We start from the raw sequence: 22,368 nt of genomic DNA, 5'->3' as shown, positions 1-22,368 counted from the left end.
AACGCGCGGAAGTCCGTTACTGCGCCGCCGCGCTCATCAACCCCCGCGCCGCGAGACTCTGATACAGCGCGCGCACGCCGAACGTCCACGGCTCGATTTCCGTCGACAGCCGCACCGTATTCACCAGCGCGCCGAGGCTCGGCGTGGAAATCGTCACCACATCGCCCAGATGATGCGTGAAGCCGCCGCCTGGCGTGTCGCGATCCTTGATCGGCGAGAACATCGTGCCCAGGAACAGCACGAAGCCGTCCGGATACTGGTGATGCGCGCCATGCGTCTGCGTGACGAGATCCGCCGGATCGCGGCTGATCTCGCTCATGTGACTCACGCCTTCGAGCACGAAGCCGTCGTCCGCGCCTTCGATGCGCAGCGACAGGCTCGTGCCGCGAACCGTATCCAGCGTGAAGCGTTCATCGAACAGACGCACGAACGGACCGATCGCGCACGACGCGTTGTTGTCCTTCGCCTTGCCGAGGAGCAGCGCGCTGCGCCCTTCGATGTCGCGCAGGTTCACGTCGTTGCCGAGCGTCGCGCCGACGATTTCGCCACGCGCGTTCACCGCCAGCACGATCTCCGGCTCCGGGTTGTTCCACTGCGAAGTCGGATACAGGCCGACGTCCGCGCCGAAGCCCACCGACGACATCGGCTGCGATTTCGAGAACACCTCCGCATCCGGCCCGATGCCCACCTCCATGTATTGCGACCACGCGCCGCGACGCTCGAGTTCGGCCTTCAGCTTCATCGCCGCGTCCGAGCCGGGCTTGATCTTCGAGAGATCCGCGCCGATCAGCTTGTTGATCGTGTCGCGCACTTCCTGTGCCTTGCTCGCGTCGCCGCCCGCCTGCTCCTCGATCACGCGCTCCAGCAGGCTCACCGCGAACGTCACGCCGCACGCTTTCACCGCCTGCACGTCGCAGGGCGCGAGCAGGCGCGGGGCGAGGGCGGTGGCGTCGAGCGTCGCTTGCAGCAAGTCCTGCACGTTGCCGAGATGCTCGCCTTCTGCGTTGCGCGCGATATCGAGCGCATCGGTCCGATCGAAGAGATCGGCGGTGGTCGGGGCGGCGCGGGTGATGTCGAACACTTCGCCTTTGCGGACCGCCACGACGGCGGGACCGTTGACGGGTGCGGGGCGCCAGACGCGGCCGATCAGCACGGCGTCCGCGAAATCTTCGGGCAGGCAGGAGGAGACGTTGACGGTTTGCATGAAGTCGAGAGAGTCCGAAGGCAGGCGAAAAGGGAAAGCCGATCGTAGCCCGCGTCCCCGGCAGTGTCCATCGGGTTGATTATTTATCCAACCTGTTGGAATATCGCCCAATGGAAAAATTCTACGACGTCCCCGCGCTGCGCCGCGCGAGCGACATTCTCGAAGCGCTCGCCGCCGCCGCGAAGCCGGTGCGCGCAGCGGCGCTCGCCGAAGCGACCGGCCTGTCGCGCAGCACGCTCTATCTGATGCTCGAAACGCTCGCGCGCATGCAGTGGATCGAAAAACGCGACGACGGCTACATGATCGGTGTCGGACTTTTCGAGCTGGGCAACGCCTACGTGCGGCACGACAAGCTGCAGGCGGCGTTTAGGGAAGGCGCGGGCGCGTTCATCAACAAGCACAACGAGGTCGTGCAGCTTGCGGTGCTCGATGGCGTGCAGGTCGTGTACATCGCGCGGGAGGACGCGCATCGGCCGGTGCGGCTCGTGTCGGATCTGGGCTCGCGTCTGCCCGCGCATTGCTGCGCGCTCGGCAAGGCGCTGCTCGCCTCATTCTCCGACGAAGCCGTGATCGAGCGCCTGCCCGAGCGTCTCGAAGCGGTGACGCCGCGCACCATTACGCGGCGCGCGGGTCTGCTGCGCGAGCTCGCCGCCATTCGCACGAGCGGACTGGCGCTCGAGCGGGAGGAAGTGACCGAGGGGCTCGCGTGTTTCGCGGCTTATGTCGGGATGACGCCGGCGGGGAAGCGCGTCGCGGTGTCGACGAGCGTTCCCGTCGGCCGGCTCGATCCGAAGCGCGAAAAGCAGATTTCGATCGGCATCGTCCAGCTCGCGGCTCACTTGCGCGGCGCGCTCTGACGATGCGACGGGCGCGGTTCCGCGCCCCCCAGCGACGCGGCGAAGCGCGCTTCGATCGTTTCCATTTCCTTTTCGGCGTACGGCGGCGCGGGCGCGTGCGCGGCGATCAGCACGTCGCAGCGCGCATGCAGGCAGACCACGTCGCGCAGGCGCGACTCGCCATGTCGCCAGCCGGTGTCCGCTTCGCCGCCGAGCACGATCAGATCCGCGCCCGCCGCCTGCGCTTCCTTCGCGATCAGCTCGCCGACGCTGGTGCCGTCGAGCGGCTGCGTCACGCTGCGCGCGACGCCATCGATGCCCGCGCTATCGATCAGCCGCGACGCATAACGGACGACCGCGCGCGCGTGATCGTCGATCACGTCGAGTGTTTCGCCGCGGTTGCTATCGGCCGTGATGATTGCCCACCAAGGCGCCTGATCGACGATATGCAGCGCCGTCAGACGCGCGTTGCACTGGCGCGCGCGTGAGATGGCCGTGCTCAGGGCGCTTTCGCTGAGGCTCGTGCCCACGGCGACGAAAATGTGCTTGTACATGATGTCTCTCCGGTTCGTATCGCTCAGACCGGATCATCGGCGCGCAAAGTTAGGCGCGAATGAGCGCAGCTTTTACAAAGCGGCTTAATTAGCGCATCGCCGGACTTCAAAGCGAACAATTAGCGTTTTCGTGCCAGCCGGCACGCGCGTTCGGTTTGCGCGGCGCCGTAGCCGCGGGGGAACAGCGCTTGCTGATCGTGAGCGCTCGAAATGCCTTCTGCCCGGCGTTCGTCCGGGACTTCATCCCAAAGTGAGCGGCGATGTCAGACCGAGACGATTCCGACAATCAGGACGAAAAGCGCGACGACGAGCCCGCGTCCGGGCATGACGATAAAGACGCGAAAGACGCTGACAAAAGCGCAGGCGAAGGCGGCAAACAGCGCAAAAAGCCCGGCAAGAAGCCGCTGATCATTCTCGGCATCGTGGTCGTGGTGCTTGCGATCGGCGCCTTCGTGTGGTGGTTCATGACGCGCAATCAGGAAAGCACTGACGACGCCTACACGGATGGCGACGCCGTCACGATCGCGCCGAAGGTATCGGGCTATGTCGTGACGATGAACATCGACGACAACCGCTTCGTCCACCAGGGCGATCTGCTCATCAAAATCGATCCGCGCGATTATCAGGCGCAACTCGATCAGGCAAGCGCGCAACTCGGCCTCGCGCAGGCGCAACTGCATGCGGCCCAGACGCAGCTCGAAGTCGCGCGCGTTCGGTATCCCGCGCAACTCGCGGAGGCTCAGGCGCAGGAACTCACCGCGCGCGCGAATCTCGCCCAGGCGAGCGCGGCGTACGAACGGCAGCGTTCGGTCGATATCCGCGCGACCTCGCAACAGAACATCGACACCGCGACCGCGCAGCAAAAGAGCGCGCAGGCGAACGTCGCGCAGGCGCGCGCGCAGGTGCGCACCGCGAGCCTCGTGCCGCAGCAGATCGCGCAGGTGGTGGCGAACGTCGAGGAACGGCGGCAGCAGGTGCGCCAGGCGCAAGCCCAAGTCGAAGCCGCGCAACTGAATCTCTCGTACACGGAACTGCGCGCCCCCGCCGACGGCTGGATCACGCGGCGCAACGTGCAATACGGCTCGTTCCTGCAGGCAGGCACGACGATCCTTTCGCTGGTGACGACACGCGTGTGGATCACGGCGAACTTCAAGGAATCGCAACTCGGGCGCATGCAGCCGGGCGACAAGGTCGATATCGAAATCGACGCCTATCCCGGCATGAAGCTGCACGGTCACGTGGACAGCGTGCAGCTCGGCAGCGGCTCGCGCTTCTCCGCGTTCCCCGCCGAAAACGCAACCGGCAACTTCGTGAAGATCGTGCAGCGCGTGCCGGTGAAGATTCTCATCGACGATGGGTTGAAGCCGGAGACATCGCTGCCGCTCGGGCTCTCCGTCGAGCCGACCGTGATGCTCAGGCACTGACGCCATGAGCGATACCCAGGCAGAACACGACCACAGCGGCTGGAAGCCCAGCTCGAATCCGTGGCTGATCGCCGTGGTCGTGACGCTCGCGGCGTTCATGGAAGTGCTCGATACGACCATCGTGAACGTCGCGCTGCCGCACATCGCCGGCACCATGTCCGCGAGCTACGACGAAGCGACCTGGACGCTCACGTCGTATCTCGTCGCGAACGGCATCGTGCTGCCGCTGTCCGCGTATTTCTCGAAGATACTCGGGCGCAAGCGCTACTTTCTCATCTGCATTGCGGCGTTCACGGTCTGCTCGTTCATGTGCGGCATCGCGTCGAATCTCGGGCAGCTCATCGTGTTTCGCATTCTGCAGGGATTCTTCGGCGGCGGATTGCAGCCGAGCCAGCAGTCGATCATTCTCGATACTTTCCCGTCCGAACAGCGCGGCCGCGCGTTCTCGATATCCGCGGTCGCGATCGTGGTCGCGCCGGTGCTCGGGCCGACGCTCGGCGGCTGGATCACCGACAACTTCACCTGGCGCTGGGTCTTTCTGATAAACGTGCCGGTCGGCGTTCTGACGACCATCGCGGTGATGCAGTTCGTCGAAGATCCGCCGTGGGAGAAGAAGCAGGACGCGAAGAAGGTGGGCATCGACGTGGTCGGCATCAGCCTGATCGCGCTCGGGCTCGGCTGCCTGCAAGTGTTCCTCGATCGCGGCGAAGACGACGACTGGTTCTCGTCGAACTTCATCGTGACCTTCGCCGTGCTCGCGGCGGTGGGCATCGTGGGCGCGACCTTCTGGCTCCTGTACGCGAAGAAGCCGGTGGTCGATCTGCGCGTGCTCAAGGACCGCAACTTCGCGCTCGGCTCGGCGGCGATCTTCGGCTTCGCTTCGGTGCTGTACGGAAGCGCCGTGCTGATCCCGCAACTCGCGCAACAGCAGCTCGGCTACACGGCGACGCTCGCGGGACTCGTGCTCTCGCCGGGCGCGATCTGCATCGTGTTCCTGATTCCCGTCGTCAGCAAGCTGATGAACGTGATCCAGACGCGTTTTCTCGTCACGTTCGGCTTCTTTCTGATGGGATGCGCGCTGCTGTATTCGCATCATCTCGTGCCGAACATCGACTATGTGACGTTGACGAAGATGCGCAGCGCGCAGTCCATCAGCATCGGCTTTCTGTTCGTGCCGGTGACGACGCTCGCGTATCTGTCGTTGCCGAAGTCGCTCAACAACGACGCCTCCGCGCTCTTCACGATGTTCCGCAACGTGGCCGGCTCGATCGGCATCTCGCTTTCGACCGCGATGATCCGCGAACGCACGCAGGCGAACATGGCGCACATGGTCGAGCATCTGACGCCGCTGAATCAGCCGTACAACGACACGGTGCATCGCATCGCGCGCACGCTGATGGACACTGGCCAGACCATGACGCAGGCAATGGACGCGGCCACCGGCCAGATGTACAAGACGCTGATATCGCAGGCGACGATCCTCGCCTATCTCGACGTGTTCGCCGCGTGCGCGATCTTCGCGTTCATGTTCATACCGCTCACGTTTTTCTTTTCGCCGGTGAAGGCATCCGGCAAGGCGGGAGGGCATTGAGATGAAGCCGAGACTTTGTGTTTCGATGCTCGCGCTCGCGTTGAGCGCATGCGCGGTCGGCCCGGACTTCACCCCGCCGAAAGCCGACGTTCCCGACGCCTGGAGCGACACGCAACGCGCGCGGAATGCGCCCGGCGATCCGCGCGTGCCGCATGCGGAAACCCCCTCGACCGTGCAGACCGCCGCCGATCCCGATCCGCGCTGGTGGAAGCAGTTCAACGATCCGATGCTCGACTCGCTGATAGAACGCGCGGCCGCGGGCAATCTCGATTTGCAGAGCGCCGTGCTGCGGATCGCGGCGGCGCGCGCGGAGAGTGTGTCGGCGGCGGCGCAAGGCTTGCCGCAGGTCAATGCAAGTGCGAGCGTCATGCGCGAGCAACTCGGCCTGAAGGGCCTGCTCGAATCGCAAGGCGTGTACGACAAGCTGAACGGATTCGGCGCGAACGGCGCGCAGATCCGTCAGGGCATCGATTCGGCGACGGGGCCGGTCACGCTCTATCAGGACGGCTTCGATGCGTCGTGGGAACTCGATCTCTTCGGCCGCGTGCGACGCTCGGTGGAATCGGCGAACGCGCAGACGCAGGCAGAAATCGAAAGCCGCAACGATGCGCTGGTTTCGCTCGAATCCGAAGTCGCGCGCACCTATGCGCAATTGCGCGGCGCGCAGGCGATCAAGCAGATCACGCTCGCCGAAATCGACGCCGAGGAGCAGATTCTCGATCTCACGCGCGAGCAGGCGCGCGTCGGCCTGACGAGCCAGCAGGACGTGCAGAGCGCGAGCGCGCAGGTCGGATCGTTGCAGGCGCAACTCCCGTCGCTCGATGCGCAGATCGCGCAGGCGATGAACGGCCTCGCCGTGCTCATCGGCAGTCCGCCCGGCACGCTGGATGCGGAGCTGTCCGACCCGAGCGCCCTGCCACCCGTGCCGCCGACGGTGCCGGTCGGCTTGCCATCGACCCTCGCGCGCCGGCGCCCCGACATCCGCCGGGCCGAGGCGCAACTGCACGCCGCAACCGCGGAAGTGGGCGTGGCGGTGGCGCAGTTGTATCCGGATATCTCACTAACTGGGCAAGTCGGTACGCGGGCCACCAAGGCGCGTTATCTCGCGCACTGGTCGAGCCTGTTCTGGTCGGTGGGGCCGAGCATTTCGCTGCCGATCTTCGAGGGCGGGGCGTTGCGCGCGAACGTGCGTGTGGCGAAGGCTCAGGCTGGCCAGGCGGCGTTGCAGTATCGTCGGACGGTGTTGAACGCGTTGCAGGAAGTGGATAACGCGCTGGTGTCGTATCGCACCGAGCAGGACCGGCGCGCCGCGCTCGAACGCACGGTCGAGGCGAACCGCGTCAGTCTGCAACTCGCCACCGACAGCTATCGCAAGGGCATCACGCCGTTCGTCACCGTGCTCGACGCCGAACGCCAGCTCGCGCAGACACGCGAGCAGCTCGCGCAATCGACCGTCAACGTAACGACGAATCTGATCGCCGTATACAAATCCCTCGGCGGCGGCTGGGAAGAGGACGCGGCCGCGACGGCGCGGAATTAAGGACGGCGTTTCTTCCAGTCGTAATCGGCTGGCGGATCGGCCACGCCTGGCTTGCCGACCGAATGCGGGTTTTCACTGCATAGCGTGACGAAGCCGATGTCCTCGCCATCGGCCTGACGCCGACGCAGCTCCTCCGCGAAGCGCAGCGCGTCGGCGAGCGCGTTCGCATCGAAGCGTTTGCAGGAGGCGGTGCCTTCGGCGTAAGGGTTGCCGCCAAGCCAATATACGACGAACATCGACTAGCCTCTTGTTTGGGGTGCACGCACGACACGGCTGGTGCAAAAGCTGCACGGCGCTCGTACGGCTGCGTGCCGCGACGGCCACGGGTATTCCCGAAGTGTAACGTCGGCGGCCCGCGCCGCGCTTGATGCCGAACGACCGGGCCTTCCGGCGGAACGATCGTTGCTGTCATCTCCGTCCATTCCGAGGCAAACAAGATGCAACGACACGACCGTGTTTCTTCGCAAGCGCTCTGGCAGATTCCGCTACCCGCGACGCGCCATGACGAGCCGCGCGTGCTGATCGCCGATGATGATATGGAGGCGACGCGCGCCATCAGCCTTGCGCTCGAGGACGCCGAGTTCACCGTGCGCGCGGTGCACACCGGACTCGACGCGGTGACGCTCGCGCGCAAGTGGCGCCCGGGCGTGGTGCTGCTCGATCTGATGATGCCGCTCGGCGACGGCTGGGAAGCGGCCGAGGCGATCCGCGCGATCGATCTTTCCACGCTGCTGATCGCGCACACGAGCCGCACCGATCCCGAAGACATGACGCGCGCGCAGCGCACCGGCTTCAACGGGTACTTCGTCAAGCCGACGGAAATCGAAGGCATGATCGCGGTAATCAGGGATTATTTCTCGAAGCAGGACGGCGAGAGTGCGACGGCTCGCTTGCGCAGCTAGGCCTCAAGCGGCGGGACGTTCGGCGTCGTTTTGAGCGTCCGCCTTCAGCATGTCTTGCCAGTACCGGCAGTAGCCGTCCCAGAAGGGCATCTGCGACTGCGCGGATGCGGCCGTCGGCAGCGGATCGGGCAGCATGCGGCGCAACCGGCGGATCTCGCGATGCTTCCATCGCAGCAGCGTGCGGCGGTTTCCGAGCTGCGGCGAGCACAGCTCGTCCATGCTCGCGACGGCGATCGAAAAGCCCTCGGCAGGCCGCGAGGCCATTTTCGTCAGCACTGCCGTCTGCGGACACGGCCCGCTTTCGTGACAGATGATCGCGCCGATTTGCCCAAGGATGTACATGGCCTTTGCCATCGGCCGTTCGTAATGGTGTTGCATGAGGTCTCTCAGAATGTCTCTTATGATTCTTCGCGCAGATGTGCTTGAAACGGCAACGTTCTTGATGTGGGTACGCTGCAGCGTTGCTGATTAATAAGATAACTTATTAAGGTATTTCTGAGATGCTCTTCGACAAAAAGATACGATTCGTTGCGCGCGCGTGTCAATTCTCGTCGATGGAAATGCAAAACGCCCCTGCATGCTCATGCAGGGGCGTTCGGTTTGGCGTCTCGCGCGAGGATCAGCGCTGCTGGGAGTAGTCGAGTGGTTGAGGCATTTCGATGCTCGCCGGCTGGTCAGTTTTCCGATAATGCTCCGCCGCCGCATTCACGCCCCGTTCGTAGTACGACTGCGCGGTGTGCTGCTCCAGCGCTTCTATGCCCGGAAGCTGTTCTTCGACGATCGAATGCATCAGAGCGAGGATGTCGCGCTTCATCGGATCGGGGAAGTGCGAAAACTGCTCGAAGCCACCCGGCGCGGCAACCATGTTGACCAGGGAAGCCAGCAGGCGCGCGCGGCTCTTGCAGTGCTCGCTGATCGGCGTGGAAAGGGAAACGACGGTATTGCCTTGTGCATCGACGGAGATTTGAGGAGCGTTCATTTCGCGCGGACCCGGTTCGGATTGGATGAACGGTATTTAAGTCGAAAGCGCCTAAGAATTCCGTAAGACACATCCTAAGCCCTCCGCGCGCAATGAAAACAGATCGATTCGCCACGCGAAACAATGCCTTGCCCGATCATCCCGACGCGCCCAGCACGTACTGCTCGAACAGCGCGCGCACGCCTTTGTGGGATTCGTCGTTCTCGCAGGTGATGGCGGCGACGGTCCGCTCTCGCGGCGCCACGAAGATGAACTGCTCGCCGTAGCCGGCCGCGAAGAAATAGCGGGGGTCGATCCAGCAGAGATAGCCGTACTTCGCGTCGGCCATTGGCGGGCCGCCTTCGCTTTGCACGGACGTGGCTTCGTCGATGAACCATTCGTCGATGACGCGCGCACCACGCCATGCGCCGCGATCCATCATCAGAATGCCCAGCCTGATCATGTCGCGAGCGCGCAGCATGAGACCCCGACCGCCGAAGGTGTGTCCCGCCTCGTCGCCGATCCATTCGCTCGCGGCAATGTCGAGCGGCGCGAACAGCGTGTCGCGCGCATAACATTCGAGCGTGCGCCCGGTCGCGGATTCCAGCGCGACCGAAAGCAACTGCAACGCGTGCGAGTCGTACTGGAAACGCGCGCCGGGCGGGTGTGCGAAGGGCCGCGATACGATGAAGCGCAACCGGCTGTCTCGCCCGGCGAAGCGCTCGCATGGACCGAGCACGCAGTCGTCGACGACGCTCTGATCCCACTCGAAACCCGAGGTCATGTCGAGCAGATGCCTGAGCGTTATGTGCCGCACGCGCGGGTCGAGGTCCGCAGCTTGCATCTGCGGCACGAGATGATGCGCGGGCGTATCGAGCGGCGGCAGCAGGCGTTCTCGCAACGCCGCACCGACCGCGAGCGCTACGACCGTCTTCGTGACCGAGTTGATGTCCTGCAGGCTCTCTGGCGCGACATCATGCCGATGATGCTCGAACGCGATGGCATCATCGCGCGCGACGACAAAACTGCGCACGCCGCCTTGATCGGCCAGTGCATGACGCAGCGAAGCGAAGTCCTGTTCCTTGAATGACGCCATGGGTGTGTGTGAAATATGAATATTGACAGGATGACGAAGCAAATGTTTCCGATGAATCGCGATGACGTGACCGTTGCGTCCACGTGCACGCCATGCAGAACCGTGTTACATATTGTGTTAGACGTTTAGCAAATCCGGTGCCACTCAAGACGGCAACGTAGCCATACAACGGTTTCAACTCACTTTCAACGAGGCTGAATTGCCCGTCCGACGACTCGCGACGCTTTGGCGGCTTGGCCGCGCATTCGTCCGTGAAAGCCATGTGACCCATGCCAGCGACAACGGCGCGTCGATGACGCGCGTGGCGCGCTTTTTCGCGTCGCATGGCGCGCGCGCCGCTCCGCTCGGCGCGGGTGTGCCGGCGTTGTCGCAACTGTCGCGCGTGCTCGAAAACGCGTCGGATGCGCTCGCGAGTCATCCCGCGCTCGCGGAAACCGCGGTGCGCGTCGCGCTGGCCGAACTCGACGGCCTGTTCACGCCCTACGATGCGCCACGCTTTCGGGCCGCCTGCAAAGCCGCGTTTCCCGCCACGCTGGCGTTCGAACTTGCTGAACTCAGCGACACGCCGTTGCGCTCAGGCGTAGCCGAGCAGACGCACCGCGCGCGCATCGGCGATATTCCGGTGCGCATCACATTGCTGCGCGCCGACGCGCGCGCCGAACTCGACGACGATCTCGCGCTTGCGCTCGCGGCGGCGCGCTTCGCGGAACGCCGTTCGCCCAAGGCGCGCGAGATGCACCCGGTGGAATGGGTGCGCCGCGCGCGCGAAAGCGTCGACGCGATGATCGACCTGCGCCAGCGCGCGGCCGATCAGAGCTATCTGCGCTTCCGCTTGCGTGAGGACAAGCGCCTCGCCGTGCCCGAAGTGCTCTGGGACTATTGCAACGACGCCGTGCTGACCACGCGCGAGATCGAAACTGTGGCCCTTTCGGACGCCGCGGGGATCGCGTCATGCGGACTCGATCAGGCCGACGTCGTCGCCACCCTGATCGAGGCGTTCTTCGAGATGGCGCTGGGCGTCGGCCTGTATCACGCGGGGCTCGACGCGGCGGGCGCGCGCGTGAGCGTCGAGGGGCAGACGCGCGGCCAGATCGTGCTCGAAGCCGACAACCCGATGATGATCTTCGCCGCGCACGAGCGAGAGTTTCTCGTTGGCGTGTCGCATGCGCTGATGGAAGGCGATCACAAGGCGGCGGCCCGCGCGCATCTCGAACATGGTCGGCCGGAAACGAACGCGACACACCATGAAGTGCGTGTCGAGGCGACATACCGGCGCGAGGCGGAGCGCTTCGCCTCGCCGCACGCGCGGCGCAACGTCGGCGTTGCTCATCTATTCGGCGCGATCGGCCGCGCGCCCGCCGAGCATATGTTCAGTGAGGCGCACGGGCGCATCGCGTCGCGCGCGGTGATGCTGTCGAGGTCCGCGGAGCGCATCGAGCGCATGGCGCAGGAACTCGCGCCGGGCGTCGATGTGTGGAAGATCGCGCGCAAGGTCGTCTTGCGGCTGGCGGCGGATCAGTTCAGCTTGCGCAATCTGGCGGCACGCTTCGCACACGAGGCGACGCACTGGCCGCATACGCTGCCGCGCCTGCCCGCGCTGATCGCGAAGCGCGCGGCGGCTTCACAGGACACGCACGGCACCGTGTTCCGCTAGCGCGTGCCCGGACACAGGCAATCGGCGATCGCTCGGCACGCTTGCCTGAGCGGTTCGATATACGTCTCCATCGGCGTGGCGCTTTTTCTGAACAGCGGAATGCTGACGCTCACGCAACCGAGCGTCGCGCCGTTCGCGCCGACGATTGCGCTGCCGTAGCAGAAAATCTGCGCCTCGTTTTCCTCGCGGTCTTCCGAGTAGCCGCGTTCGCGGGTGGCGTCGAGTTCGGCGTCGAGCGCGCTTCGGTCGACGATGGTGTTTGGCGTAAAGCGCTCGAACGCGATGTCTTGCAGCAGCGCATCGCGTTCGGCGGATGTCAGCGTCGACAGATAAGCCTTGCCGACGGAGCTCGAATACAGCGTTACGCGCGTGCCGATGCGCGAGGCCATGCGCACGGCATGCGGGCTTTCCAGTTTCTCGATGTACACCATCTCCGCGCCGCTCTTCACCGCCAGATGCACGGTTTCCTGCGTCGCGTCGCGCAAGGTCCGCAAGGCGTCGGTCGCGGCGACGCGCAAGTCCGAGCGTTCCCAGCTCCGGCTCGCGAGCGACATCAGGCGCGGGCCGAGCGCGTAGCAGCCGCCGCGCACGTTCTCGACGACCAGCCCCTCCGCGATCAGCGCGCCGACGATCCGGTACACCGTCGGGCGCGGATAGCCGCTCGCCGCCGCAAGACGCGCAATGGTTGGCGGCTCGGCGGCGTCGGCGATCAGTTGCAGCACCGCCATGAACTTCGAGAAGGCGGCGGTGCCGGTGGCCTTGGCGGCGTCGAGTGCGTGAGTGTCTGAAGGCATGGTGCCCGCATCATGCCACGAGATAGCCGCCATCGACCGGCACGATCGCGCCGGTCATGAACGACGCCGCCGGCGACGCCAGAAACGCCGTGACGCGCGCGACGTCCTCGGGCAGGCCCCAGCGCTTCATCGGCGTGCGTTCGAGGATGGCCTGCGAGCGGCCGTCGTCGTCCTGCAGCGCCTGCGTGAGCGGCGTCGCGATCCAGCCAGGCGCGACCGCGTTCACGCGAATGCCGTCCGTCGCGTAGGCGATCGCCAGCGACTTCGTCAGTTGCGCGACGCCACCCTTGCTCGCGCTGTACGCGGGCACGAGGCCGCCGCCGAAAAACGTCAGCATCGACGCTGTGTTGACGATCGAGCCCTTGGCTTTCGCGAGCAGCGGGCGGGCCGCCGCGCACATGCGCATCGTGCCGTTCAGATTCACGGCGATCACGCGTTCGAAGGTCTCGATGTCGTGCTCGTCGCCGCGCCGGATCATGCCGGCGCAGTTGACGAGCACGTCGAGCGCGTCGAGGCGTTCGTAGAGCGCGCCGACGCTGGCGCTATCGGCGACATCGAGTTCGACGACTTCGATGCCGGGCATATCGGTGCGGGAAAGGCCGGCCGCGATCACGCGCGCGCCGAGCGCCGAGAACTGCTGCGCGATGCCCGCGCCGATGCCCTGCGTGCCGCCCGTCACGACGACGGTCTTGCTCTTGAAGAGATCAGCTTGAAAAGTCATGACGTGGTTTTGAAAATCAGACGACGGGAACGGCTTCGGCCTGCTGCTCGGTATCCTGAATCGGCGAACGCACGACGAACATGTAGACGAGCGCGGCCGCAAACGCGACGCCCGCGCTGATCAGAAACGCGTTGACGAACGAGTGCGTCTTGTCGACCACCAGACCCGTGATGAACGGCGCGAAGGAGCCGCCGAAATAGCCGCCGAAGTTCTGAATGCTGCCGAGAGACGCGACCATGTGGCGCGGTGCCGCGACGGACACGAGCGCCCAGGCCGCGCCACTCGCCATGTTGACGAAGAACATTGCCGCCGAGAGATAGACGATGGCGAGCGTGAGATTCGGCGTGAACGCGGCGGGCACGGTGAACAGCGCGCCGCCGATGAGACCCGAGCAGATCGGCCACTTGCGGCTGCGTATCGGGGCCATGCCGCGCGCCATCAGGCCATCGGCGATGAAGCCAGACGAGAGCATGCCGAGCGTGCCGGCGAGATACGGAATCGTGACGACCCAGCCGGTCTTCGCGATGGTCAGATGACGTTCGTGTTCGAGATACGCGGGCAGCCACGTGAGATAGAGCCAGACCATATAGATCACGCCCATGAAGCCGAAAATCATGCCCCAGGTCGTCGCCTTGCCGAACAGGCCGCGCCACTCCGCGAACGTCATGCTGCGTTCGGCGCGCTGCGCCGGTTCGCCTTCGGTCAGATGCGCGAGTTCGTGGGATTCGAGCTTCACGTCGCGGCGATTGCGATAGACGATGTACCAGCCGATCGACACCGCAATGCCGAGCGCGCCCATGATGACGAACATGTTGCGCCAGCCGAAAGAAAGCAGGAGCACGGTGAGAATGGGCGGCGCGAGCGCGGGCCCGATCGTCGACGAGGTAACGAAGATGCCCGTCGGCTTGCCGCGTTCGCGTTGCGCGAACCATTCGGAGACGACCTTCGCGCCCGCCGGAAACTGCGGCGCCTCGCCGATGCCGAGCGCAATGCGCGCCGCGAGAAACTGGTGCAGGTTCGTCACGAGGCCGCCGAACAACTGCGCCACCGACCACACGAACATGCCCAGACCGAGCATCACGCGCGCGCCGAAACGATCCAGCATCGCGCCGACGGGCAACTGCGAAAACGCGTACGCGAACGAGAACGCGGAGAGCAGCAGGCCCATCTGCGAGGCGGAGAGGCCGAGTTCCTGCGTGACCGAATGATTCGCAATCGACAAGGTGCTGCGGTCGAGGTAGTTCACGATGCCCGCAAGCATCAGAAACGTGATCGCGACGACCTGAATGCGCTTCAGGCGCGGTGATTTTTCCAGCATGGTGTCTCCTCCGGATGCTCTTTTGAGTCTGATAGAGGTTGAGTTGGGCGTGTTTAGCGGATTTAGCGGATGAACTGGTCGACGAAGTCAGCGCCGAGTCCGACCGCCTCGTAATGCTTGCGGCACATATCCACCTTGGTGAAAACGTCTTCGTAACCGGTGTAGTTGCCGTAGGGGTCGCAATAGAACATCACGCCGTTCACCTGGAAGTACGTGATCATTTCTTCGACGTCTTCCGGCACGTAGAGGGTGTGCGTTTCGCCGGGCGGCTCGAACACGTAACTGCCCTCGGTCGCTTCCCAGTCGTGCTCCAGATAGCGCCAGCGGCCCTTCAGCACCATGCCGTGCACGGCCTGCGGATGCCGGTGACGCGACAGCACACCGGACTTGCGCACGCGCAGAAGATTCATCCAGTAGCCGGTCGAGACGTTCAGGCACAGCGGGCGAAACCACACGTTCTCGGCTTGCGGAACCCACTCGCGTTCGTCAGTGGGAATCGCGCTTCCGATGACGATCTCTTTTTGCGCTTCTTTCGGGAAGGGAAGTTGATACGGCGTCATGGCGTCCGCCGCCGGTTTGGGCGCGCTCATTGCGTCTCCTTGTCCAGATTGTGGATTTTGAAATCAAATTATGGACAGATGGTGTGCTTCGCGACGGCGATTGTCAAGATTCTTTAGCAGACGGCGAATTCGTGCAGTGGGCCTGCAAAACGTTCAGGCGAAAAAAAACGGGCCCGCTCGCGCGGACCCGTTTCTCATCGGTCGATGAAGGTCGAGGATTATCTCGCCATCATCAGCATGTGCACGTTATGCATGACCCAGACCGTGCCGACGATCAGGATCAGCGACATGAGAATGGTGTATGCGAACGACATGGCATGCCAGCGTTGTCCCTTCGACGCGTTCACGTGCAGGAAGAACACCACATGCACGATGACCTGCACCGCGGCCAGCACCGCAAGCGCGACGAGCGCGCTTTCGCCCTTGAACGCGCCCGAGGTCACAGCCCAGAACGAAGACACGGTGAGCACGACGGCCAGCACGAAGCCGATGAGATAACCACGCACGGTGACGTGCGGGAAATCGCTTGATTCGGTATGCGTATGTGCCATCAGACGACGCTCCCAAGATAGACGAACGAAAACACGCAGATCCAGACGATGTCGAGGAAGTGCCAGAAGAGGCTCAGGCAGGCGAGGCGGCGCATGTCGCGCTCGCTCATTTGCGGACTGCGCATGATCTGCACCGCCAGCACGACCAGCCAGATCATGCCGATCGAAACGTGCAGACCGTGCGTGCCGACCAGCGTGAAGAACGCCGACCAGAACGCGCTGCGTTGCGGACCCGCGCCTTCGGCGATCAGATGCGCGAACTCATACATTTCGAGCCACAGAAAGCCCGCGCCTAGCAGGAACGTGACGAACAGCCACGCGAGCACGCCGCCCTTCTTCTTGCGCAGTGCCGAAATCATCGCGAGGCCGAAGGTCAGGCTGCTCATCAGGAGCAGGCCGGTTTCGTACGCGACATCGGTCAGATTGAACAGATCCTTGCCCGTGGGACCGCCGGCCGTCTGCATCGCGAACATCGCGAAGGTCGCGAACAGCGACGCGAACAGCACGCAGTCGGTCATCAGGTAGGCCCAGAAGCCGAACACCGAATGCGACTGATGCTCGTGCTCCTGGTCATGCGCGTGTTGCGCGGAGAGTGTCGATTGCGACATTTACATTGCCTCCAGTTCGAGTTCGCGTTCCGTGCCGGCCTTTGCAGGCGTCTTCGGCGGACGGTTGCGCTCTTCGTTCGCAGTGACGGACGAGGCCGGGATGATGAAGCCCGCGTTGTCGCGGAAGCTGTAGCCGATCGCGGTCGCGACGATACCCACGAGACCCGCGATGGCCAGCCACCAGATATGCCAGATCGCGGCGAAACCGAACGCCAGGGCGAACAGGCCGATCGCGAGACCCGCGCTCGTGTTCGACGGCATGTGGATGTCGCGATACGGACGTGCATCGATGCGGCCGGTTTCCTTCACGTCGGCGAAGTCGTCGAGTGCGCGCACTGCCGGAATCTTCGCGAAGTTGTAGACCGGCGGCGGCGAGCTCATCGTCCATTCGAGCGTGCGGCCATCCCACGGATCGCCCGTGACATCGCGATAAGCCGGCTGATTGCGGCGCAGGATGCTGACCACGATCTGCAGGACCTGGAACACCACGCCCAGCGCGATGATGCCCACGCCGATTGCCGCGACCGTGAAGTACGGTTGCCATGCCGGGTTGTCGTAGTGATTCAGGCGGCGCGTCGCGCCCATGAAGCCGAGGATGTAGATCGGCACGAAGGCCACGAAGAAGCCCACGAACCAGCACCAGAATGCCTTCTTGCCGAGTTTCTCATCCAGCTTGAAACCGAACACCTTCGGCCACCAGTACGACACGCCCGCGAAGTAGCCGAACACCACGCCGCCGATGATCGCGTTATGGAAGTGCGCGATCAGGAACAGCGAGTTGTGCAGCACGAAGTCCGCGCCGGGAATGGCGAGCATCACGCCGGTCATGCCGCCGAGCGTAAAGGTGATGATGAAGCCGATGGTCCACATGACCTGCGAGGTCATTTCCACGCGGCCTCGATACATCGTGAAAATCCAGTTGAAGATTTTCACGCCGGTCGGGATGGAGATGATCATCGTCATAATGCCGAAGAAGGCATTGACGTTCGCGCCCGAACCCATCGTGAAGAAGTGGTGCAGCCACACGAGGAACGAGAGCACCATGATGCAGCACGTCGCCCAGACCATCGTCTTGTAGCCAAACAGCGGCTTCTTCGAGAACGTCGAGACCACTTCCGAGTAGATGCCGAACGCGGGCAGAACCAGGATATAGACCTCGGGGTGACCCCAGGCCCAGATCAGGTTCAGATAGACCATCGGGTTGCCGCCGCCGTCGTTCGTGAAAAAGTGCATGCCGAGGTAACGGTCCGCGGCCAGCAGCGCGAGCGCCACGGTCAGGATCGGAAACGTCGCCATGATCAGCACGTTCGAGCAGAACGCGGTCCACGTGAACACCGGCATCTTCATCCACGTCATGCCTGGCGCGCGCATCTTCACGATGGTCACGAAGAAGTTCACGGCGGTCAGCAGCGTGCCGACACCGGACAACTGCAAGGCCCAGATGTAGTAATCGACGCCGACGCCCGGACTGAACTGCGTCTCGGAGAGCGGCGGATACGCGAGCCAGCCCGTAGCCGAGAACTCGCCCACGAACAGCGACAGGTTGATCAGGATCGCGGCCACGGCCGTCATCCAGAACGACAGCGAGTTGATGAACGGGAAGGCCACGTCACGCGCGCCGATCTGCAGGGGCACGATGAGGTTGAAAAACGCGACCAGCAGCGCCATGGCCATGAAGAAAATCATGATGGTGCCGTGCGCCGTGAAGATCTGATCGTAGTGATGCGGCGGCAGATAGCCGGGCGAATCGAGCGCGATGGCCTGCTGGATGCGCATCATGACGGCGTCGGCGAAGCCGCGCACCAGCATGAGCCCGGCGACGACGAGATACATGACGCCGATGCGCTTGTGATCGACCGACGTCAGATACTCGCGCCAGAGCCAGCCCCATTTGCCGAGTTTGGTGATGAGAGCGGCCGTACCGAGCGCTGCGATCGCCATGAAGACGGTCGCCCCCATGATGATGGGTTCGTGGTACGGGATCGCCTCGAGCGTTAGTTTGCCGAACATGGCTTACCCCTTGGTTACACAGTTTTCGCCATTCACATCGAAACGGCCGTTGTTGTACTTGGCGACGATGTTCTTGAACAGCTTCGGATCGACGGTCGAGAAATAGCGCACCGCGACCTTCTCGCTCGGGCGCGCGACGCCGGCATAGACGTCCATGCTCAATGCTTCGGGTGCTGTTTTGACTTTCTTGAGCCATGCATCGAACTCGGCAGGCGACATGGCGAGCGCGCGGAACTTCATGTCGGAGAAGCCGGCGCCGCTGTAGTTGGCGGAAATGCCCGCGTAGTCGCCGGCGTGATCGGCTTGAAGATGAAGGCGCGTCTGCATGCCGGCCATCGCGTAGATCTGGCTGCCGAGTTGCGGGATGAAGAACGAGTTCATCACCGAATCCGACGTGATGCGGAAGTTCACCGGCGTGCCTACCGGGAACGCGAGCTGGTTCACGGACGCGACGCCAAGGTCCGGATAGATGAACAGCCACTTCCAGTCGAGCGCGACGACTTCGACATTGATCGGCTTGACGTTCGATTCGATCGGCTTGTACGGATCGAGCTCATGTGTGGATTTCCACGTCAGGATGCCGAGATAAAGGATGATGACCGCGGGAATCGCCCAGACCACGACTTCGATGGCCGTGGAGTGCGCCCATTTCGGCGCGTAGGTGGCGTTCTTGTTGGTCGCGCGATAGCGCCATGCGACAAACAGGGTGAGCAGGATCACCGGGACGACGACCAGAAGCATGGCGTAGGTCGCGGTGGCGATCAGCGAGGATTCCGCTGCGCCGATCACGCCTTTCGAGTCCAACACTTCCAGCTTGCAGCCCGAGAGACCGAGACTGGCTATCAACCCCGATAACAATGGCACTGCTAAACGGTGGGTATTTTCATTCATTGCATTCGCTGGTTTCTATGATCGAAGCGTCCCGGGAAGAACGCCGTTGCACGGCTTTGCGCCGCGTCAAGATCATGCCACGCGCGATTTATCGCGATGAGGCGAATGTTTGGAAAATTGTTTCAGATCAAGCTGATGCGACAGGGTGTCGCGGTGAATTCGGGCCTTGGCTTGTAGCGCGAAAGGGCCACGTTGTAGCGCGAAAGGGCCACGAAGTCTACAACGAAGAGGTGAAGTCAAGGGTGTAATAAAGCGTTGATCCGTGCGGCTTGTCCGTTTTAACTACGCCGCTTTGACTAGCGGCATATCGCCGCTGCATCCGCCCGGCGGATAGGCATGTCTCGCGGTGCTCCCTACGCTTGTCGGCAAAGCTACAACGACAAGGAAAGGACGATGAGCGTCGTCAACGCAAGTCTCGAAACCCACGCCCCGACCGGCACGCGCGCATGGCGTGTGCTCGGCGCAAGCACATTCGCATTCACCATCTGCTTCGCCGTCTGGATGGTCTTCGCCATTCTGGGCATTCCACTCAAGAAACAACTCGCCCTCACGGACACGGAATTCGGCCTCATCGCCGCGACACCCGTGCTCACCGGCTCGCTCGCGCGCGTACCGCTCGGCATCTGGACCGACCGCTTCGGCGGACGCATCGTGTTCTTTTGCACGATGGCCGTGACCATCGTGCCGATCTGGCTCATCGGCTACGCCACCGAATTGTGGCAATTCCTCGTGCTCGGCCTGTTCGTCGGCGTTGCCGGCGCGTCGTTTTCGGTCGGCACGCCGTACGTCGCGCGCTGGTTTCCGAAGTCGCGCCAGGGCCTCGCGATGGGCATCTTCGGCGCGGGCAATTCGGGCGCGGCGCTTACCAAGTTCGTCGCGCCGGTGCTGATTCTCGCAGCGGGCACGTGGACCATCGTGCCGAAGGTTTATTCGATCGCGATGCTCGTCACCGCCCTGCTTTTCTGGTTCATGTCGGCGTCGAACCCGGCGCACCGCAGCGGCGGCACGCAAAGCTTCTCCGCCCAGATGGCCGTGCTGAAAGACCGGCGCGTGTTGCGCTACGCGCAGTATTACTCGGTCGTGTTCGGCGGCTATGTGGGTCTCGCGCTGTGGATGCCGCAGTACTACGTCAATCAGTACGGCTTCGGCATCGAACATGCCGCGTTTCTCGCCGCGTGCTTCTCGCTACCGGGCGGCGTGCTGCGCGCGCTCGGCGGCTGGATGTCCGACCGCTTCGGTGCGTATCGCACGACGTGGATCGTCATGTGGGTCGCGCTCGCGTGCTTCTTCCTGTTGAGCTATCCGGTAACGGACTTCGTCGTCCACGCGAAGAACGGTCCGCTCAGTTTTCACCTCTCGATGGGGCCGGTCGCCTACACCGTGCTGATGTTCTTCGTCGGCGTCGCGATGGCGGTCGGCAAGGCGTCGGTGTTCAAGTTCGTGTCGGATGAATTCTCCGAGAACATCGGCGCGGTGTCGGGCGTCGTCGGCCTCGCGGGCGGGCTCGCCGGCTTCCTGCTCCCGATTCTCTTCGGACTGCTCGTCGATCTGACCGGCGTGCGCACCACCTGTTTCATGCTGATGTTCGGTGCGACCGCCGTCAGCCTGATCTGCATGCACTTCACGTTCCAACCTTCCGCGCGCGCGGCGAATCCGCAACGCGCCGTCAACGTCACCAGGCCCTGATCATGTCATCACGTTACCTCCTCACCCGATGGGAGCCCGAGAACACGGACTTCTGGCGGGCCACCGGCGAATCGGTCGCCCGCCGCAACCTGTGGATCTCGATTCCCGCGCTGGCGCTGGCCTTCGCCGTGTGGTCCCTCTGGAGCGTCGCCGTCGTCAATCTCGACCGCGGCGGCTTCCATTTCACGAAGGACCAGTTGTTCTGGCTGACGGCGCTGCCGTCGGTTTCGGGCGCGACGCTGCGCATCTTCTATTCGTTCCTCGTGCCGATCTTCGGCGGACGGCGCTTTACCGCCTTTTCGACCGCGAGCCTGCTGATTCCGGCGCTCGGGCTCGGCTTCGCGCTGCGCGACCCGTCCACGAGCTATTCGACGCTGCTCGTGCTCGCCTTGCTGTGCGGCCTGGGCGGTGCGAATTTCAGCTCGTCGATGGCGAACATCAGTTTCTTCTTTCCGAAGTCGAAGAAAGGCTTCGCGACCGGCATGAACGCGGGCATCGGCAACCTGGGTGTGTCGCTGGTGCAATTCGTCACGCCTCTCGTGATCTCGGCGAGCGTGTTCGGCGCGTTCGCGGGCGAGGGCCAGACCTGGGTGTCTAACGGCGTCGAGCGCGGCATCTGGCTACAGAACGCGGGCTTCGTCTGGGTGCCGTTCATCGTGATCGCGTCGGTCGCGGCGTGGTTTGGCATGAACGACATCGCGGACGCGAAAGCATCGTTTGCCGAGCAGGCGGTCATCTTCAGGCGCAAGCACAACTGGCTGATGTGCCTGCTCTACATCGGCACGTTCGGTTCGTTCATCGGCTTCTCGGCGGGGCTTGCGCTGCTGACGAAGGCGGAGTTTCCGTCGGTCAATCCGACTGCCTACGCGTTCCTCGGCCCCCTCGCGGGCGCGCTCACGCGTCCGATAGGCGGCTGGGTCTCCGACCGGCTGGGCGGCGCGCGCGTCACGCTGTGGACCTTCATCGCGATGATGGCGGCCGTGTTCGGCGTGATGACGTGCCTGCCGCACGAAGGCACGGACGGCAGTTTCGCCGGCTTTCTCGCCATGTTCATCGCGCTGTTCGCGCTGACCGGCATCGGCAACGGCTCGACCTTTCGCATGATCCCGGTGATCTTCCTCACGCAGAAGCAGCGCGAAGCCGAAGGCCAGTCCGACTTCCGCAAAAAGCAGGCGTTTCATGAGGCCGGCAAGGAATCGGCGGCGGTGCTGGGCTTCGCTGGCGCGATCGGCGCGTATGGCGGCTTTTTCATTCCGCGCAGTTTCGGCACATCGATGAGCATGACCGGCTCGCCCAACGCGGCGCTGTGGTGCTTCATCGCGTTTTACGCGCTGTGCGCGGCGGTCACGTGGTTCTGCTACGCGCGCCGCAACGCGGACATGCCGTGCTGAACTAGTCCGAAAGGCGTATGCGCATTAGTCCGCATGGCGCGTATCGGCTGCCCCTTTGGGGAATGGGCGCGTACGCGGC

The 22,368-nt window shown here is 63.8% G+C and carries 22 protein-coding genes; 8 read left to right on the top strand and 14 right to left on the bottom strand.

Annotation, left to right across the window (positions count from 1 at the left end; translation table 11 throughout):
• Nucleotides 1-16: 16 nt before the first annotated feature.
• Nucleotides 17-1,204, bottom strand: a complete 1,188-nt coding sequence (locus AWB79_RS26685; protein ID WP_061170452.1) for a fumarylacetoacetate hydrolase family protein — start codon at nt 1,202-1,204, stop codon at nt 17-19.
• Nucleotides 1,205-1,314: 110 nt separating this feature from the next.
• Between AWB79_RS26685 and AWB79_RS26680 the strand changes: the two genes are divergently transcribed.
• Nucleotides 1,315-2,061: an IclR family transcriptional regulator gene (locus AWB79_RS26680; protein ID WP_061170451.1), complete on the top strand. Its 747-nt coding sequence runs from the start codon at nt 1,315-1,317 to the stop codon at nt 2,059-2,061.
• Here the strand turns inward: AWB79_RS26680 and AWB79_RS26675 are convergent.
• Nucleotides 2,040-2,594, bottom strand: a complete 555-nt coding sequence (locus tag AWB79_RS26675) for a universal stress protein (RefSeq protein WP_061170450.1) — start codon at nt 2,592-2,594, stop codon at nt 2,040-2,042. The two genes, AWB79_RS26680 and AWB79_RS26675, sit on opposite strands and share 22 nt — an antisense overlap.
• A gap of 260 nt (nt 2,595-2,854) precedes the next feature.
• On the opposite strand from AWB79_RS26675, the gene AWB79_RS26670 reads away from it, so the two are divergent.
• The 3 genes from AWB79_RS26670 to AWB79_RS26660 are packed head-to-tail and all read left to right on the top strand — an operon-like array spanning nt 2,855 to nt 7,149.
• Nucleotides 2,855-4,018 (top strand): HlyD family secretion protein, encoded by a 1,164-nt coding sequence (locus AWB79_RS26670; RefSeq protein WP_061170449.1) that lies wholly within the window; start codon nt 2,855-2,857, stop codon nt 4,016-4,018.
• Between the two features lie 4 nt (nt 4,019-4,022).
• Complete coding sequence (locus AWB79_RS26665; RefSeq protein WP_061170448.1) at nt 4,023-5,609, top strand: DHA2 family efflux MFS transporter permease subunit; 1,587 nt, start codon at nt 4,023-4,025, stop codon at nt 5,607-5,609.
• A 1-nt stretch (nt 5,610) separates the two neighbouring features.
• Nucleotides 5,611-7,149: an efflux transporter outer membrane subunit gene (locus tag AWB79_RS26660; RefSeq protein ID WP_232471029.1), complete on the top strand. Its 1,539-nt coding sequence runs from the start codon at nt 5,611-5,613 to the stop codon at nt 7,147-7,149.
• Here the strand turns inward: AWB79_RS26660 and AWB79_RS26655 are convergent.
• Nucleotides 7,146-7,385 carry a hypothetical protein gene (locus AWB79_RS26655; protein WP_061170446.1) on the bottom strand — a complete coding sequence of 80 codons (240 nt, stop codon included), beginning with the start codon at nt 7,383-7,385 and terminating at the stop codon, nt 7,146-7,148. The two genes, AWB79_RS26660 and AWB79_RS26655, sit on opposite strands and share 4 nt — an antisense overlap.
• A gap of 201 nt (nt 7,386-7,586) precedes the next feature.
• Here AWB79_RS26655 and AWB79_RS26650 point away from each other — a divergent pair, with 201 nt between their 5' ends.
• Nucleotides 7,587-8,051: a response regulator gene (locus AWB79_RS26650; protein WP_061170445.1), complete on the top strand. Its 465-nt coding sequence runs from the start codon at nt 7,587-7,589 to the stop codon at nt 8,049-8,051.
• 3 nt (nt 8,052-8,054) lie between these two features.
• Here AWB79_RS26650 and AWB79_RS26645 read toward each other — a convergent pair whose 3' ends face one another.
• The 3 genes from AWB79_RS26645 to AWB79_RS26635 all read right to left on the bottom strand — a co-directional run bounded on the left by AWB79_RS26645 (nt 8,055) and on the right by AWB79_RS26635 (nt 10,105).
• Entirely contained in the window at nt 8,055-8,405 is a 351-nt protein-coding gene (locus tag AWB79_RS26645; protein ID WP_232471028.1) for a hypothetical protein, read from the bottom strand.
• Between the two features lie 265 nt (nt 8,406-8,670).
• On the bottom strand, nt 8,671-9,030 hold the full coding sequence (locus tag AWB79_RS26640) for a hypothetical protein (protein ID WP_061170443.1): 360 nt from the start codon (nt 9,028-9,030) through the stop codon (nt 8,671-8,673).
• A 136-nt stretch (nt 9,031-9,166) separates the two neighbouring features.
• Nucleotides 9,167-10,105 carry a serine hydrolase domain-containing protein gene (locus AWB79_RS26635; protein ID WP_061170442.1) on the bottom strand — a complete coding sequence of 313 codons (939 nt, stop codon included), beginning with the start codon at nt 10,103-10,105 and terminating at the stop codon, nt 9,167-9,169.
• Between the two features lie 262 nt (nt 10,106-10,367).
• On the opposite strand from AWB79_RS26635, the gene AWB79_RS26630 reads away from it, so the two are divergent.
• Nucleotides 10,368-11,759, top strand: a complete 1,392-nt coding sequence (locus AWB79_RS26630) for an AarF/UbiB family protein (RefSeq protein WP_232471027.1) — start codon at nt 10,368-10,370, stop codon at nt 11,757-11,759.
• On the opposite strand, the gene AWB79_RS26625 is transcribed toward AWB79_RS26630, so the two are convergent.
• The 8 genes from AWB79_RS26625 to cyoA form a co-directional block, all read right to left on the bottom strand.
• Nucleotides 11,756-12,553 carry an IclR family transcriptional regulator gene (locus tag AWB79_RS26625; protein WP_061170474.1) on the bottom strand — a complete coding sequence of 266 codons (798 nt, stop codon included), beginning with the start codon at nt 12,551-12,553 and terminating at the stop codon, nt 11,756-11,758. The genes AWB79_RS26630 and AWB79_RS26625 overlap by 4 nt on opposite strands.
• Nucleotides 12,554-12,563: 10 nt before the next feature.
• The gene (locus tag AWB79_RS26620; protein WP_061170440.1) at nt 12,564-13,274 is read right to left on the bottom strand and encodes an SDR family NAD(P)-dependent oxidoreductase; all 711 of its coding nucleotides are present in this window, start codon (nt 13,272-13,274) and stop codon (nt 12,564-12,566) included.
• Nucleotides 13,275-13,290: 16 nt separating this feature from the next.
• Nucleotides 13,291-14,592 (bottom strand): MFS transporter, encoded by a 1,302-nt coding sequence (locus AWB79_RS26615; RefSeq protein WP_061170439.1) that lies wholly within the window; start codon nt 14,590-14,592, stop codon nt 13,291-13,293.
• A 62-nt stretch (nt 14,593-14,654) separates the two neighbouring features.
• Nucleotides 14,655-15,182, bottom strand: a complete 528-nt coding sequence (locus tag AWB79_RS26610; protein WP_061170438.1) for a 2,4'-dihydroxyacetophenone dioxygenase family protein — start codon at nt 15,180-15,182, stop codon at nt 14,655-14,657.
• 188 nt (nt 15,183-15,370) lie between these two features.
• Complete coding sequence (gene cyoD / locus AWB79_RS26605) at nt 15,371-15,703, bottom strand: cytochrome o ubiquinol oxidase subunit IV (protein ID WP_061170437.1); 333 nt, start codon at nt 15,701-15,703, stop codon at nt 15,371-15,373.
• Nucleotides 15,703-16,311: a cytochrome o ubiquinol oxidase subunit III gene (cyoC, locus tag AWB79_RS26600; RefSeq protein WP_061170436.1), complete on the bottom strand. Its 609-nt coding sequence runs from the start codon at nt 16,309-16,311 to the stop codon at nt 15,703-15,705. Before cyoC ends, cyoD begins: the two co-directional genes overlap by 1 nt.
• Nucleotides 16,312-18,321 (bottom strand): cytochrome o ubiquinol oxidase subunit I, encoded by a 2,010-nt coding sequence (gene cyoB / locus AWB79_RS26595; protein WP_061170435.1) that lies wholly within the window; start codon nt 18,319-18,321, stop codon nt 16,312-16,314.
• A gap of 3 nt (nt 18,322-18,324) precedes the next feature.
• A complete protein-coding gene (gene cyoA / locus AWB79_RS26590) occupies nt 18,325-19,212 on the bottom strand; it encodes a ubiquinol oxidase subunit II (RefSeq protein WP_061170434.1) in 888 nt (295 codons plus the stop codon).
• Between the two features lie 393 nt (nt 19,213-19,605).
• Here cyoA and AWB79_RS26585 point away from each other — a divergent pair, with 393 nt between their 5' ends.
• Nucleotides 19,606-20,898 carry an MFS transporter gene (locus tag AWB79_RS26585; protein WP_061170433.1) on the top strand — a complete coding sequence of 431 codons (1,293 nt, stop codon included), beginning with the start codon at nt 19,606-19,608 and terminating at the stop codon, nt 20,896-20,898.
• Between the two features lie 2 nt (nt 20,899-20,900).
• Nucleotides 20,901-22,289 (top strand): NarK family nitrate/nitrite MFS transporter, encoded by a 1,389-nt coding sequence (locus tag AWB79_RS26580; RefSeq protein WP_061170432.1) that lies wholly within the window; start codon nt 20,901-20,903, stop codon nt 22,287-22,289.
• Nucleotides 22,290-22,368 lie beyond the last annotated feature (79 nt).

The sequence above is a fragment of the Caballeronia hypogeia genome (assembly GCF_001544875.2).
Lineage (GTDB): Bacteria > Pseudomonadota > Gammaproteobacteria > Burkholderiales > Burkholderiaceae > Caballeronia > Caballeronia hypogeia.
Note: the sequence above shows the minus strand (reverse complement) of the source record. Positions and strands in the feature narration are given on the sequence as shown.

What these genes read in the sequence shown, in the direction of transcription:
- AWB79_RS26655 (WP_061170446.1), bottom strand. Translation starts at nt 7,385, where the DNA reads ATGTTCGTCGTATATTGGCTTGGCGGCAACCCTTACGCCGAAGGCACC.
- AWB79_RS26640 (WP_061170443.1), bottom strand. Translation starts at nt 9,030, where the DNA reads ATGAACGCTCCTCAAATCTCCGTCGATGCACAAGGCAATACCGTCGTT.
- AWB79_RS26615 (WP_061170439.1), bottom strand. Translation starts at nt 14,592, where the DNA reads ATGCTGGAAAAATCACCGCGCCTGAAGCGCATTCAGGTCGTCGCGATC.
- AWB79_RS26660 (WP_232471029.1), top strand. Translation starts at nt 5,611, where the DNA reads ATGAAGCCGAGACTTTGTGTTTCGATGCTCGCGCTCGCGTTGAGCGCA.
- cyoB (WP_061170435.1), bottom strand. Translation starts at nt 18,321, where the DNA reads ATGTTCGGCAAACTAACGCTCGAGGCGATCCCGTACCACGAACCCATC.
- AWB79_RS26680 (WP_061170451.1), top strand. Translation starts at nt 1,315, where the DNA reads ATGGAAAAATTCTACGACGTCCCCGCGCTGCGCCGCGCGAGCGACATT.
- cyoC (WP_061170436.1), bottom strand. Translation starts at nt 16,311, where the DNA reads ATGTCGCAATCGACACTCTCCGCGCAACACGCGCATGACCAGGAGCAC.
- AWB79_RS26610 (WP_061170438.1), bottom strand. Translation starts at nt 15,182, where the DNA reads ATGAGCGCGCCCAAACCGGCGGCGGACGCCATGACGCCGTATCAACTT.
- AWB79_RS26635 (WP_061170442.1), bottom strand. Translation starts at nt 10,105, where the DNA reads ATGGCGTCATTCAAGGAACAGGACTTCGCTTCGCTGCGTCATGCACTG.
- AWB79_RS26580 (WP_061170432.1), top strand. Translation starts at nt 20,901, where the DNA reads ATGTCATCACGTTACCTCCTCACCCGATGGGAGCCCGAGAACACGGAC.
- AWB79_RS26665 (WP_061170448.1), top strand. Translation starts at nt 4,023, where the DNA reads ATGAGCGATACCCAGGCAGAACACGACCACAGCGGCTGGAAGCCCAGC.
- AWB79_RS26625 (WP_061170474.1), bottom strand. Translation starts at nt 12,553, where the DNA reads ATGCCTTCAGACACTCACGCACTCGACGCCGCCAAGGCCACCGGCACC.
- AWB79_RS26670 (WP_061170449.1), top strand. Translation starts at nt 2,855, where the DNA reads ATGTCAGACCGAGACGATTCCGACAATCAGGACGAAAAGCGCGACGAC.
- AWB79_RS26675 (WP_061170450.1), bottom strand. Translation starts at nt 2,594, where the DNA reads ATGTACAAGCACATTTTCGTCGCCGTGGGCACGAGCCTCAGCGAAAGC.
- cyoA (WP_061170434.1), bottom strand. Translation starts at nt 19,212, where the DNA reads ATGAATGAAAATACCCACCGTTTAGCAGTGCCATTGTTATCGGGGTTG.
- AWB79_RS26620 (WP_061170440.1), bottom strand. Translation starts at nt 13,274, where the DNA reads ATGACTTTTCAAGCTGATCTCTTCAAGAGCAAGACCGTCGTCGTGACG.
- AWB79_RS26685 (WP_061170452.1), bottom strand. Translation starts at nt 1,204, where the DNA reads ATGCAAACCGTCAACGTCTCCTCCTGCCTGCCCGAAGATTTCGCGGAC.
- AWB79_RS26650 (WP_061170445.1), top strand. Translation starts at nt 7,587, where the DNA reads ATGCAACGACACGACCGTGTTTCTTCGCAAGCGCTCTGGCAGATTCCG.
- cyoD (WP_061170437.1), bottom strand. Translation starts at nt 15,703, where the DNA reads ATGGCACATACGCATACCGAATCAAGCGATTTCCCGCACGTCACCGTG.
- AWB79_RS26585 (WP_061170433.1), top strand. Translation starts at nt 19,606, where the DNA reads ATGAGCGTCGTCAACGCAAGTCTCGAAACCCACGCCCCGACCGGCACG.
- AWB79_RS26645 (WP_232471028.1), bottom strand. Translation starts at nt 8,405, where the DNA reads ATGGCAAAGGCCATGTACATCCTTGGGCAAATCGGCGCGATCATCTGT.